Annotated in this window: 11 protein-coding genes; 4 read left to right on the top strand and 7 right to left on the bottom strand. The window is 73.6% G+C overall.

Annotated elements, in window-relative coordinates; all coding sequences use genetic code 11:
* Window positions 1-128: 128 nt before the first annotated feature.
* Window positions 129-1,571: an aldehyde dehydrogenase gene (locus K8Z49_RS12110; protein ID WP_021598091.1), complete on the bottom strand. Its 1,443-nt coding sequence runs from the start codon at window positions 1,569-1,571 to the stop codon at window positions 129-131.
* Window positions 1,572-1,688: 117 nt separating this feature from the next.
* Here K8Z49_RS12110 and K8Z49_RS12105 point away from each other — a divergent pair, with 117 nt between their 5' ends.
* Window positions 1,689-2,285 carry a disulfide bond formation protein DsbA gene (locus K8Z49_RS12105; protein WP_412518785.1) on the top strand — a complete coding sequence of 199 codons (597 nt, stop codon included), beginning with the start codon at window positions 1,689-1,691 and terminating at the stop codon, window positions 2,283-2,285.
* Window positions 2,286-2,876: 591 nt separating this feature from the next.
* Here the strand turns inward: K8Z49_RS12105 and K8Z49_RS12100 are convergent.
* Together K8Z49_RS12100 and K8Z49_RS12095 are read right to left on the bottom strand one after the other, a co-directional pair.
* The gene (locus tag K8Z49_RS12100) at window positions 2,877-3,305 is read right to left on the bottom strand and encodes a deaminase (RefSeq protein WP_412518783.1); all 429 of its coding nucleotides are present in this window, start codon (window positions 3,303-3,305) and stop codon (window positions 2,877-2,879) included.
* Window positions 3,298-3,984: a RibD family protein gene (locus K8Z49_RS12095; RefSeq protein WP_220126651.1), complete on the bottom strand. Its 687-nt coding sequence runs from the start codon at window positions 3,982-3,984 to the stop codon at window positions 3,298-3,300. Before K8Z49_RS12095 ends, K8Z49_RS12100 begins: the two co-directional genes overlap by 8 nt.
* A 117-nt stretch (window positions 3,985-4,101) precedes the next feature.
* On the opposite strand from K8Z49_RS12095, the gene K8Z49_RS12090 reads away from it, so the two are divergent.
* Window positions 4,102-5,229 (top strand): exonuclease SbcCD subunit D, encoded by a 1,128-nt coding sequence (locus K8Z49_RS12090; protein ID WP_412518781.1) that lies wholly within the window; start codon window positions 4,102-4,104, stop codon window positions 5,227-5,229.
* On the top strand, window positions 5,226-8,249 hold the full coding sequence (locus tag K8Z49_RS12085) for an AAA family ATPase (protein WP_412518779.1): 3,024 nt from the start codon (window positions 5,226-5,228) through the stop codon (window positions 8,247-8,249). Before K8Z49_RS12090 ends, K8Z49_RS12085 begins: the two co-directional genes overlap by 4 nt.
* Window positions 8,250-8,261: 12 nt before the next feature.
* Here the strand turns inward: K8Z49_RS12085 and K8Z49_RS12080 are convergent, their stop codons facing one another.
* Entirely contained in the window at window positions 8,262-8,630 is a 369-nt protein-coding gene (locus K8Z49_RS12080) for a PH domain-containing protein (protein WP_021594816.1), read from the bottom strand.
* A 35-nt stretch (window positions 8,631-8,665) separates the two neighbouring features.
* A complete protein-coding gene (locus K8Z49_RS12075) occupies window positions 8,666-9,118 on the bottom strand; it encodes a MarR family winged helix-turn-helix transcriptional regulator (RefSeq protein WP_021594817.1) in 453 nt (150 codons plus the stop codon).
* Window positions 9,119-9,223: 105 nt separating this feature from the next.
* Here K8Z49_RS12075 and K8Z49_RS12070 point away from each other — a divergent pair, with 105 nt between their 5' ends.
* A complete protein-coding gene (locus K8Z49_RS12070; RefSeq protein ID WP_412518776.1) occupies window positions 9,224-10,207 on the top strand; it encodes an SMP-30/gluconolactonase/LRE family protein in 984 nt (327 codons plus the stop codon).
* Window positions 10,208-10,252: 45 nt separating this feature from the next.
* On the opposite strand, the gene K8Z49_RS12065 is transcribed toward K8Z49_RS12070, so the two are convergent.
* A complete protein-coding gene (locus tag K8Z49_RS12065) occupies window positions 10,253-11,062 on the bottom strand; it encodes a citryl-CoA lyase (RefSeq protein ID WP_021594819.1) in 810 nt (269 codons plus the stop codon).
* A complete protein-coding gene (locus tag K8Z49_RS12060; protein ID WP_412518774.1) occupies window positions 11,059-12,276 on the bottom strand; it encodes a CaiB/BaiF CoA transferase family protein in 1,218 nt (405 codons plus the stop codon). The genes K8Z49_RS12065 and K8Z49_RS12060 overlap by 4 nt, the downstream gene beginning before the upstream one ends.
* Window positions 12,277-12,301: the final 25 nt, after the last annotated feature.

The raw sequence follows: 12,301 nt of genomic DNA, 5'->3' as shown, positions 1-12,301 counted from the left end.
GGAGCTGGAGGCCCGGGTGCGCGCAGCCGCCACGCCCATGGCCGCCCGCCAGATCCGCGACGTCGTGCTGGTGCCGCCGGACTGGCGCGTGGGGCGGGCGCGTGCCGTTTATGGGTAGGCCGACCGGGTCAGTTGGTGGGGGCCGGGTGGGGGATGGACTTGTGCTCCAGGTAGGCGTGGAGGCCCTCGGGGCCGAGTTCGCGGCCCAGACCGCTGTTCTTGTAGCCGCCGAACGGGGTGTTCGGGTCGAGGGTGTACATGTTGACGCCGCAGCTTCCGGTGCGGATCCGCCGGGCGACGTCGACGCCGTGGTCGACGTCGGACGTCCAGACCGAGCCGCCGAGGCCGTAGTCGCTGTCGTTGGCGATCCTGACGGCGTCGTCCTCGTCCTCGTAGGGGATGAGGACCAGCACCGGGCCGAAGATCTCCTCGCGGGCGATGCGCATGTCGTTGCCGACGCCGCCGAACACGGTCGGGGCCACGTACCAGCCGCGGTCACGCGGCCGGTCCAGGCCGCCGGTGATCAGCTTGGCGCCCTCGTCCTGGCCGATCCGGATGTAGTTCTCCACGCGTTCCTGCTGGCGCTGGGCGACCAGCGGGCCGATCTCGGTGCCGTAGTCGGCGGGGTCGCCGACGTTCAGGCCGCCGACCATGGTCGCGAGCGCGTCGGCGACCTCGTCGTAGCGGCGCCGGGAGGCGAGGATGCGGGTCTGCGCGGCGCACGCCTCGCCGTTGTTCATCAGCGACGCCAGCTTGAACCCCTCGACGGCCGAGCCCAGGTCGGCGTCGTCCAGGATGATTGCGGCCGACTTGCCGCCGAGCTCCAGCGTCACCCGCTTGAGCTGCTCGCCGCAGACCGCGCCGATCTTGCGGCCGGCCGCGGTGGAGCCGGTGAACGACACCTTGTCGACGTCGGGGTGCGCGACCAGGTAGGCGCCGACCTCCCGCCCGGCCGGGACGATGTTGACGACGCCCTCCGGGAGCCCGGCCTCGCGGATCCACTCGGCGAGCAGGTAGGAGTCGAGCGGCGTCTCCGGAGACGGCTTGGCGACCACCGTGCACCCGGCGATGAGGGCGGGCGCGAGCTTGAGCATCAGCGTGAACTGGGGCACGTTCCACGGGACGATCGCCGCGACGACGCCGACGGGCTCCTGCGTGACCGTGACGGGCCCCAGCATGCCCTGCCGCTCGTCCTCCCACGCGTAGGTGCCGGCGAGGTCGACGTAGTACTGCAGCACCATCTGCGGGATCGCGGCCTGCCCGAACACCGAGAACATGATCGGCGAGCCCATCTCGGCGGTGACGAGGTCGGCCATCTCCTGCTGCCGCTCGGCGTAGATCGCCGACAGCCGCCCGACGATCTCGGCGCGCTCCGCGGGCGACATCCGCGGCCAGGGCCCCTCGTCGAACGCGCGCCGCGCCGCCGCGACCGCGGCGTCGATGTCGCCCTCGGTCCCCTCGGGCACCCGTCCGATGACCTCCTCGGTGTGCGGGGAGATGACGTCGATGGTGCCGGTGCCGGCCGGAGCGGTCCACTCGCCGCCGATGAACAGCCGATCGTGCTCGCGCATGCTGCCGTGCCTCCCGCTGACCGAATGCTTGCTTGGGCACAGCATCGCATGCCGTCCCGGGGCGTTGGCAAGAGCAATGAGACTCGCGTCTCATCCAATTCCGATATAACCCGGAACATGGCCCAGATCGCCGATTTCTGGTTCGACCCGTCCTGCCCGTACACCTGGATCACGTCCCGATGGCTCCTGGAGGCGGCGAAGGTCCGGCCGATCGAACCGCGCTGGCACCTGCTGAGCCTGGCCGCCCTCAACGAGGACCGGGACGACGACCCGGAGGACGACCCCGGCGGCTACCTCTGGCTGCCGGCCCGCGTCTGCGCCGCCGTGGCCGCGACGGCGGGGCAGGAGGCGCTAGGGCGCTTCTACACGGCCTTCGGAACCCGCGTCCACGAGCGGGGCGAGATGGGACCGCGGACGTTCCAGGACGCGCTCGCCGAGGCCGGCCTGCCCGAGAGCCTCGCCGCGGCAGCCGACACGCCGAACCACGACGACGCGATCCGCGCGTCAACGACCGAGGGCGTCGACAAGGTGGGCCCGCACATCGGCACCCCCGTGATCGAGGTCGGCGACCGAGCATTCTTCGGCCCGGTCATCTCGCAAATCCCACACGGCGAAGAGGCAGGACGCCTATGGGACGGAACCCTCCTCGTCACAAAAACCCCCGGCTTCCACGAACTCAAGGGCCCACCACACACAACTCCCAACGTCACCTAACGCCAGCTCAAGGAGCTGCGCGTTCAAGCGGCTATGTGGCGGCCTACTCCTCGTTGTGAGCCACCCGGCTTCCATGAACTCAAGGGCCGCCGCCACCGCGCCCCCCAACTGCTGCTGACGCCAGCTCAAGGAGTTGCGCGTTCAAGCAGCTTGGTGACGGCCCACTCCTCGTTGTGAGCCACCCGGCTTCCACGAGCTCAAGGGCCGCCGCCACCGCGCCCCCCAACTGCTGCTGACGCCAGCTCAAGGAGTTGCGCGTTCAAGCGGCTATGTGGCGGCCTGCTCCTCGTTGTGAGCCACCCGGCTTCCACGAGCTCAATGGCCACCTCCACGCGGCGCCCGCCTTCGGTCTGGTGCTCTCGCGGGTTTCGCGCGGGGAGGAGGCGGGATGGCTGTGTGGAACGGGACGCTTCCTGTTGTGGGGACGTTCGGCTTCCAGGAATTGGAGGGGCGACCGCACGCGGTGCCCGGTTTCGGTCCGGTGTTCTTGTGGATTCCGCCTGGCGAGGAGGCGGGAGGCTTTGAGACGGACTCTTCTCGTTGCGGGAGGTTCCCGGCTTTTACGAGTTAAGGGGTTGTTGCGTGCGGGGGTTAGAGGAGGTGGGTGTTTGGGTGGCGGGCGCGGTTGGCCAGGTCGGGGAGTTCGACCAGCTCTATGCCCGCCGCCGCTAGGATTTCGGCGCCGGCGCCCTCGGCGAACAGGACCGGCTCGCGCCAGGCGAAGACGACGCGGCGGGCGCCCGAGGCCACGATCAGCTCGGCGCAGGTGCGCGGGCGGGACGCGCGGTGGCCGCACGGTTCGAGTGAGCTGTAGACGGTGGCGCCTTCGAGGCGGACGGGGGCCTTGGCCAGGGCGGCCTCCTCGGCGTGGTCGTGCGGGTCCTTCTCCCGCGAGAAGCCGCGCGCGATCTCCCGCCCGCCCTCGCCGACGATGACCGCCCCGACGGAGAACGCCGTGCTGGACGGCGGGCACAGTTCCGCCAGGTCGCACGCCAGCGCCAGCCAGCCGAGGTCATCCACGCGCGGCCCCGATCAGGTAGCGGAGCAGCGCGAGGTCGCCGATGCGGGTCACCTCGTCCAGGCGCATCGGCCGCTCCGGCGACTGCGGGAACACCCCGGACCGGACGAACCGGGGCGCGGAGGGGTCGCCGATGAAGAACGGGGCCACGACGAGCTGGATCTCGTCCACCACGTCGGCCGTGAGGAACAGCGTGTGCACGCCGCCGCCGCCCTCGACCATCAGCCGACGGACGCCGCGTGCCGCGAGGTCGCCGAGCACCGTGGGCAGGTCGAGCGGGTCGCCCGCGTCGATGACCTCGGCGACGCCGGTCAGCCGAGGGGCGAGCTCGACGGCCGTGGTGGACGGCGCGTACACGAGCTTCGGCGCCTCGCCGGTGGTGAAGAACCGGGCGCCCGGGTCCAGGTCGCCGCTCCAGGTCAGCGTCACCTTGGTCAGGTCGGCGGGCAGGCCCCGCGCCGCCCGCCGTTCCCGCCGCACCGCCGACCGGATCAGCAGCCGGGGGTCGTCGGCGCGCAGCGTCCCGGCGCCGGCGAGGATCGCGTCGCAGCTCGCCCGCACCGCGTCGACCCGGTCCCAGTCCGCCGCGCTGGACAGCCGGAGCCGCTCCGGGGTCGCGTCGTCGATATAGCCGTCGGCGGACATCGCGCAGCTCAGCAGCACGTAGGGACGCTCGCTCACGTCGCAACCCTACGGGAGCGCGCGAGCCGGCGATCTCCCGATCCCGGAAGATCGTCTGGGGCGCCCCGGCGTTTCTGCGCGGGATGTGTCGGAGGGGGTGCCTATGGTTGCTGCGACATGCGACTCCTGCACACCTCCGACTGGCATCTCGGCAGATCCTTCCACCGCGAGGACCTGCTGGCCGCGCAGGCGGCGTTCGTCGACCACCTGGTCGAGACGGTCGCGGCGGAGCGGGTCGAGTGCGTGCTCGTCTCCGGGGACGTCTACGACCGGGCGCTGCCCGCGGTGGACGCCGTCCGGCTGTGCGACGAGGCGCTGCGGCGGCTGGCCGAACGCACCCGGGTGGTGCTCATCGCCGGCAACCACGACTCGACGCGCCGCCTCGGGTTCGGGTCGGCGCTGATGGACGCCGCCGGCGTGCACGTCCGCACCGACTTCGCGAGTGTGGGGGAGCCCGTCGTCATCGGGGACGCCGCGTTCTACGGCATCCCGTACCTGGAGCCCGAACTCGTCCGGCACCCGTGGAACCTGGACGAGCGCAGCCACGCCGCCGCACTCACCGAGGCGATGCGGCGCGTCCGGGAGGACGCGGCCACCCGGCCGGAGCACTCGGTCGTGCTGGCACACGCGTTCGTCACGGGCGGCGAGTCGAGCGAGAGCGAACGCGACATCTCGGTCGGCGGGTCGTCGCAGGTGTCGGCATCGGTCTTCGAGGGCGTCGACTACGCCGCGCTCGGCCACCTGCACGGCGCCTGGCCCGTCACCGACCGGGTCCGCTACTCGGGCTCGCCGCTGGCGTACTCGTTCTCGGAGGAGCGGCACGTCAAGGGGTCCTGGCTCATCGACCTGCACGCGGACGGCGTGTCGGCGGAGTTCGTGGAGGCCCCCGTCCCGCGCCGCCTCGCCCGTGTCCGCGGCCGCCTCGACGACCTGCTCACCGGCGCGGCCTACGAGAAGTACGAGGACCGCTGGCTCCAGATCACGCTGACCGACGAACGCCGCCCGTCCGCCGCGATGGAACGACTGCGCCGCCGGTTCCCGCACACGCTCGTCCTCGGCTACGACCCCGAAGGCGGCGGGACCGACAACACCCGCACCTGGACCGACCGCGTCCGCGAGCGCAGCGCCCTCGACATCGCGGGCGACTTCGTGGCCGAGGTCACCGACGCCCCCGCCACCGACGCCGAGCGCGCCCTCCTCCACGAGGCGTTCGAGGCCTGCCGCCAGAAGGAGGCCCTGGCGTGAGGTTGCATCGGTTGGAGGTTGCGGCGTTCGGGCCGTTCTCCGGGGTGGAGGTCGTCGACTTCGACGCGTTGTCGGAGGCGGGGCTGTTCCTCATCCAGGGGCGGACGGGCGCGGGTAAGACGAGCATCCTCGATGCGGTGTGCTTCGCGCTCTACGGCCAGGTGCCCGGTGCCCGGAACGCGGTGAAGGGGCTGCGCAGTGACCATGCGCCGCCCGGGGCCGGGCCGCGTGTGGTGTTGGAGACGACGATCCGGGGCCGCCGGTTCCGCATCACGCGGTCGCCGGCCTGGGAGCGGCCGAAGCTGCGCGGGTCCGGGACGACGACCGAGCATGCGAAGGTCGTCCTGGAGGAGTGCGAGCACGGGGAGTGGGTCGGTCTCACCACGCGGCTGGACGAGGCCGGCGATCTGGTGTCGCGGATGCTCGGGATGAACGCGGTCCAGTTCTGCCAGGTGGCGATGCTGCCGCAGGGCGAGTTCGCCGGGTTCCTGCGCGCCGGGGCGGACGAGCGCCGCAAGGTGCTGGAGCGGCTCTTCGCGGCCGAGGTGTTCACGCAGGTCGAGAAGTGGCTCGCCGACCGGCGCGCGGCGACCGGGCGGGAGGCCGCCGAGCTGGGCGCCCGGACGTTCTCGATCGCGGACCGGATCGCCGAGACGACCGGTGCCGCGACGCCGCGCGAGGCGCCCTCACTGGTTCCCGCGCCGCGCCGCGGGGAGCCGGTCGTGGAGCCGTTCGGCGACGTGGCGGTGCTGCCCGCGTGGGCCGCCGAGCTGGCGGGCGGGCACGAGGACGTCCGTGCGGTCGTGGAGGAGCTGGCGGCGGATGTCGGCGAGACGCTGCGCGGGGTGCGCGCGGCGCTGGAAGAGGCGAAGGGGCTCGCCGAGCGGCGGCGCCGCCACGCCGCCGCCGTCGCCAGGCGGGACGCGCTGGCGGAGCGGGCCGAGGAGAAGTCGCGGCTCGCGTCCCGGCTCGACGCCGCCGCCCGCGCCGACCGGGTCGCCCCGCTGGTGCGGGACGTCGAGGTCAGGCACGGGGAGGCGGTGCGGGCGCGCCGCTGGGCCGAGGAGACCCGGTCCCGGGTGGCGGCGCTGCTGCCGCCGAAGGCGCCGGAGGACGTGATCGCCAAGGCCGAGCGCGACCGCCGGAACGAGGCCGCGGCGCTGGAGGGCAGGCGCGGCACCGCCGCCAGGCTCCGGCAGATCGGGCGCGACCGGGAGAGGCTGGCGGACGACCTGCGGCGGCTGGAGCCGGAGGAGGCGCGGCTCGCGGCGGCGCTCGCGGACCTGCCGGGAGTGGTGGACGCCCGCCGCGCCGAGCTGGAGGAGGCCAACCTCGCGGCGGCGGCGCGGTCGGGGGCGGAGGCCGCGGTCAACGAGGCCGGGCGCCGGCTCGACGCGGCACTGCGCCGCGACCAGGTGGTGGAGCGGCTCGCCGGCGCGGAGGCGGAGTACCGCGCGGCGGTCGATGCGGCCCAGGACGCGCGGCAGCGCGTCCTCGACCTCCGGCAGGCGCGCCTGGACGGGATGGCGGCCGTGCTCGCCGAGGAGCTGGAGGACGGCGAGCCGTGCCGGGTGTGCGGCTCCACCGAGCATCCGGCGCCGGTCACGTCGCTCGCCCTGATCCCGACCGAGGAGCAGGTGGACGGGGCGCAGCACGAGGCCGACGCGGCCCAGGACGTCCGCGAGCGGGCCGGGACGCTCGTCGGGGAGCTGCGCACCGAGCGCGACAAGCTCCTGGAGATCGCCGGGGAGACGGCCGCCGGTGTCCTCGCGGCGGAACTCGCCGACGCCGAGCGCGAGTGGGAGGCGGCGAAGGCCCGCGCCGCGGAGGCCGAACGCCTGGAGGCGGCCCTTCACCGGCACGAGCGGGAACTCGACCAGGTCCGCTCCGAGCACGAGCGGGTGTCGCGCGACCTCACCGCGAACCGCGTCCAGGACGGGGAGCTGGCCGCCGAGCAGAACCGGCTGGCCGCGGAGCTGGACGAGGCGCGCGGCGACGACCCGACGCTCGAAGCGCGCATCGCCCGGCTGGGCGGGGAGGCCGACGCGCTCGCCGAGGCCGTCGAGGCGCTGCGCGTGTACGCGCGGGCCGACGGGGAGCTGGCCGCCGCGCGGGCGAAGGCAAGGCAAGGGGGCGAGGAGCAGGGGTTCCGCACCCCCGAGGAGGTCCTCGCCGCCGTGCTCCCGGACGAGGACCAGGGCGACCTGCGCGACAGGATCCGGCGGCTCGACGACGAGGAGGCCGAGGTCCGCGCCCTGCTGGGCGACCCGGCGCTGAAGGCGGCCGCCGCCGAGCCCGCCCCCGACCTGCCGGGCCTGGAGGCGACGGTGGCGGCGGCGGAGGCCGCGCGCACCGAGGCCGCGAACGCCGCCGCCCGTGCCCGGCGCCGCTGCGACCGGCTCGCCGAGCTGCGCGCCGAGCTGGACGGGGCCGTCCGCGCGTGGCGTCCGGCCGCGCGGCGGTACGAGGTGGCGGAGCGGCTGGCCGGACTGGCGTCGGGCAAGCACGCGGCGAACCGGCGCGCGATGGCGCTGTCGGCGTACGTGCTGGCGGCCCGCCTCGAACAGGTGGTCGCCGCCGCGAACGAGCGGCTGCGCCGGATGTCGGGGGGCCGGTACGCGCTCGTCCACACGACCGAGAAGGCGGCGGGCGACCGCACCAAGGGCGCCGGCGGGCTCGGCCTGCGGGTCGCCGACGCCTGGACGGGCCTGGAACGCGACCCGGTGACGCTGTCGGGCGGCGAGTCGTTCATCACCTCGCTGTCCCTCGCCCTCGGCCTCGCCGACGTGGTCACCGCCGAGGCGGGCGGGACCGAGATCGGCACCCTGTTCGTCGACGAGGGCTTCGGCACGCTCGACGAGGAGACGCTCGACGAGGTCATGGACGTCCTGGACGGCCTGCGCGACGGCGGCCGGACGGTCGGCATCGTCAGCCACGTCGCGGAACTGCGCGCCCGCGTCCCCGCGCAGCTCCGCGTCACCAAGGACCGCGCCGGCTCCACCACCACGGTCGTCGCCTGACCCGCGGCGGGGTCAGCCCGAGATGTACTGCAGGATCACGTTGTGCACGTGGTGGCTCTTGTCGGCGCCGCGGAACTCGACCTCGTAGGTGTGCGTGCCGACGTTGATCGCGATCGACCCGGTGGAGAAGTAGGACCCGGCCCATGACTTGTTGCTGACCACGCTGACCGAGGTGATCTTGGAGTAGGGCACGCTGGTGATGGCGTACCGCTTGCCGGCGAAGCTCTTGTCCTGGACGATCACGCGGCGGTCGGTGAGGCCGATGAACCCGGTGCCGGCGCCGATGGCGTCGTAGACGGCGATGATCTGCTCGCCGGGCAGCAGCCCGCTCTCGATCTGCTTGAGCTGGCCCGACCTGTCGTGTTCGATCCGGTCGCCCATGGTTCCTCCCGATTGTCGGTTCCCCGGGGAGTGTCTCAGCCTCCGGGGGCGGACCGCGCGGCTTCCAGGAAGCCGACGCACCGGCCCAGCAGCTCGATCAGCGTCTCCCGCTCGGCGTCGGTGAACTCGGCGGCGAGCCCCCGCTCGACCCGGACCGCCCGGTCGTCGGCGGCCCGCAGCACCGCCTCGCCCTCGGCGGTGAGCCGGGTCTCCAGGATGTTGCGGTGCCACTCGTGCGGGGTGCGCTCGATCAGCCCGCGCTCCTGGAGGTTCTTGAGGACGGTGTTCATCGTCGGTGGGGTGACCGCGCACGCCCGCGCCAGGGCGGCGGCCGACATGCCCGGGTGGTCGGACAGGTGCAGCAGCGCCGCGTACTGCGGCACGGTCAGCCCGCTCGGCTTCAGCGCGGCGTGCTTGGCCCCGTTGAGCGCCTGCTCCGCGCGCTTGAGGTGGGAGCCGATCCGCTCCGGGACGGGCATCGAGGTCATTCCCGCATGGTATCGAGCCGTCGAGAAGGAAGGACATTGACGAGCATTAGAGTTCTAACTATCGTGTGGACGCGTTCTAAGAAGAGACCTCGAACGGAGACGTCCATGTCGCGCATCCAGCGCTCCACCGCGGCGGTGGCCGCCGCCATCGCCGCGTCCGTGTCCCTGGCTTCGCCGGCGGCCGCGCACGGGCACCGGCCGTCGATCTCCACGGCGTACGTGCTGCCGGGCGACCGCGTGTACCCCGAGGGCATCGCCGCCGATCCCCGCGGCGGCGCCATGTACGCCGGGTCGTTCCAGGACGGCACCGTCTACCGGATGCGTCCCGGCCGCCGCGTGGCCGAGGTGTTCCTCCCGCCGGGCGCGGACGGCCGCCACACCGCCAACGGGATGAAGGTCGACCGGGCGGGACGGCTGTGGGTGACCGACTCCACGTCCGGCGTCGCGGTCTACGACACGCGGAGCCGCCGCCTGCTGGCGCGGTTCACCGTCCCCGGTGACGGGGCCCGGTTCGTCAACGACCTCGCCATCGCCCCGGACGGCACCGCCTACCTGACCGACACGTCCCGCGCGGTGGTCTACCAGGTCACGCCCCAGGACCTGGCGGACGCCCGGGGAGGACACGCCACGTTGACCACCCGGTTCGACCTGGACGGCGTCCTCGAACCGCACGAGCCCGGCGATTTCACGCTGAACGGCATCGTCGCCGACCCCACGGGCCGGTTCCTGCTCACCGACGACATGCGCGGCGGCGACCTCTACCGGCTGGACATCGGGACCGGGGCCGTCCGCAAGGTCGCCCTGTACGGCGGCGACATGCACAACACCGATGGGCTCGAACTCCAGCACGGGCGGCTCTGGACGGCCGACAACCTCGACAACGAGGTCACCCGCTGGCGTGTCGCCGCCGACGGAACCCGGGCCCGCCTGGAGCGCACGCTGGCGGGCCCGTCCCTCCAGGTCCCGACGACGCTCGTCCGCCGCGGCGGAACCCTCTACGTCGTCCGCTCGCAGTTCGACAGGGGCGGCCCGCTGGGCGAGGGCACCCCCGAGATCCCCTTCACCATCGCCGCCGTCCGGGGGCTCTGAAAGGCGGGAGCGACCCGGGCGTCCCCCGCGGGCGGCTCTGGCCGGTCAGGACGGAGGGTGGTAGGCGGGGAGCACCGAGCGCGGTATCGGCCCCTTGTTGCGCTGCCCGCTCTGGGTCTCCTCCCAGGCGTGCGCGAGGATCCCGATGCTGCGGCTCAGCACGAAGAGGCCGCGGGCCAGGGGAGCCGGGAAGCCGAGTTCGGCGTAGATGATGGCGGTGGCGCCGTCGATGTTCATCGGCACCGGCCTCTCGCGGCCCTTCGCCAGGTGGGCTTCCACCGCCAGGCCGGCGCGCAGGTGGCCGCCCGGGACGACCCCGTCCCGGACGGCCGCCTCCACCAGCGACAGCAGCGGGTCGCGGCGGGGGTCCACCGGGTGGAACCGGTGGCCGAACCCCGGCAGGTAGCGGGGCCAGGCCGCGATGACCTCCGCCGCCGCGACGTCCAGGTCCACCCCCTCCGCCTCCCGGACGAGGATCTCCTCCAGCAGCCGGACGCACTGCTCCCCGGCCCCGCCGTGGACGTCGCCGAGGGTGTTCACCGCGCTCGCGACGGCGCCGTTGAGGCCGACGCCGCAGGTCGCCGCCATCCGGGCGATGGCGATCGACGGTGCCTGCGGGCCGTGGTCCACGGCCGCGACGAGGGCCGCTTCGAGCAGCGCGGCCTGCCGCGGGCCGGGCAGGTCGCCGCGCAGCATCAGCCAGATCATCGACGTGAGGCCGGTGGTGCCGATGAGCTCCTGGACGGGGCGCCCGCGCAGTTCGATGACGCCGGGCTCCATGCGGGTGATGCCGGTGGCCCACCACTCGCCGACGGCACCCGTCGGGTCGGTGCCGCTCATGTCGGTGCCGCTCACGGGGCCTCCCGCCGGGTGCTGTTCATGACGGTGTCGTCGTCATGGCCGTTCCAGCGGGCCATGAGGCTCGCGCGTTCGTCGTTCTGCTGGCCGAGCGTCGGGGGAGGGGCGGTCGGCGTCAGCGCCTCGCCGTCGTGCAGGATCCCGCTGCCGGCGACGCGTAGGACGCGCCCGGAGCCGTCCGGGAACGGGAGGTCGGTGAAGAAGCCGCGGTGGTCGAGCTGGTCGAGCCGGACGGCCTGCGGGACGTCGGTGACCCGGGCGGCGGGCACGCCGGCGGCGCAGAGGAGCTCCTCCCATTCGGCCGCGGTCCGGTTCCGCAGCGCGAGGTTCAGCTCGTCCGTCAGCTCGTCGCGGTGCAGCTTGCGCGCCTCGCGGTCGGCGAACCGGGGGTCGTCGAGGAGGTCGGGACGGTCGAGCAGGTCGCAGAGCGTCTCGAACTGCCGCTGCCGGTTGGCGGCGATGTTCAGCGGCCCGTCGGCGGCCTCGAACGTGCCGGACGGCGCGGCGGTGGCGTTCTGGGTGCCCATCGGCTCGGGCGCGACCCCGCTGACCAGGTAGTTGGAGACCGCCCAGCCCATCGCCGAGACGGCCGCCTCCAGCATGGACACGTCCAGGAACGTCCCCCGGCCGGTGCGGGACCGGCCGGCGAGGGCCGCGGCGATGTGCAGGGCGGCGGCGAGGCCGCCGATGGTGTCGCAGACGGGGAAGCCGACCCGCAGCGGCGCGGTCTCCTTCGTCCCGGTGATGCTCATCATCCCGGACAGCCCCTGGATGATCTGGTCGTAGGCGGGCGCCTGGCTCATCGGGCCGGTCTGCCCGAACCCGGAGATGGCGCAGTAGACGAGCCGCGGGTTCAGCTCCCGCAGCCGGGGCCACCCGAAGCCGAGCCGGTCGAGCACGCCGGCCCGGAAGTTCTCCAGCAGGACGTCCGCGCCGCGGACCATGGACGCGAAGTCGGCGCGGTCGGCGGGGTCCTTCAGGTCGAGCTCGACGGACTTCTTCCCCGCGTTCTGGGCGAGGAACGAGGCGCCGAGGCCGCCGCGGTTCAGCTCGGGGTCCGGGCCGAGGTGCCGGGCGAGGTCGCCCTGGCCGGGGACCTCGATCTTGACGACCTCGGCCCCCAGCAGCATCAGCTGGTAGCTGCAGTACGGCCCGGCCAGAACGTTGGTCAGGTCGAGGACCCGGATGCCGCTGAGCGGTCGCTCCTGCATGCGCGTGCTCCTTCTGCCCCGCCGC

This window comes from Actinomadura madurae, assembly GCF_047130825.1.
In the GTDB taxonomy this organism is placed as follows: Bacteria; Actinomycetota; Actinomycetes; order Streptosporangiales; family Streptosporangiaceae; genus Spirillospora; species Spirillospora madurae.
The sequence above is the reverse complement of the archived record's forward strand: the minus strand, read 5'-3'. Positions and strand labels throughout refer to the sequence as shown.

Excerpts from the sequence above, each read along its gene's own strand:
- K8Z49_RS12110 (WP_021598091.1), bottom strand. The coding sequence starts at position 1,571 with ATGCGCGAGCACGATCGGCTGTTCATCGGCGGCGAGTGGACCGCTCCG.
- K8Z49_RS12080 (WP_021594816.1), bottom strand. The coding sequence starts at position 8,630 with ATGGGCGACCGGATCGAACACGACAGGTCGGGCCAGCTCAAGCAGATC.
- K8Z49_RS12090 (WP_412518781.1), top strand. The coding sequence starts at position 4,102 with ATGCGACTCCTGCACACCTCCGACTGGCATCTCGGCAGATCCTTCCAC.
- K8Z49_RS12060 (WP_412518774.1), bottom strand. The coding sequence starts at position 12,276 with ATGCAGGAGCGACCGCTCAGCGGCATCCGGGTCCTCGACCTGACCAAC.
- K8Z49_RS12075 (WP_021594817.1), bottom strand. The coding sequence starts at position 9,118 with ATGACCTCGATGCCCGTCCCGGAGCGGATCGGCTCCCACCTCAAGCGC.
- K8Z49_RS12070 (WP_412518776.1), top strand. The coding sequence starts at position 9,224 with ATGTCGCGCATCCAGCGCTCCACCGCGGCGGTGGCCGCCGCCATCGCC.
- K8Z49_RS12105 (WP_412518785.1), top strand. The coding sequence starts at position 1,689 with ATGGCCCAGATCGCCGATTTCTGGTTCGACCCGTCCTGCCCGTACACC.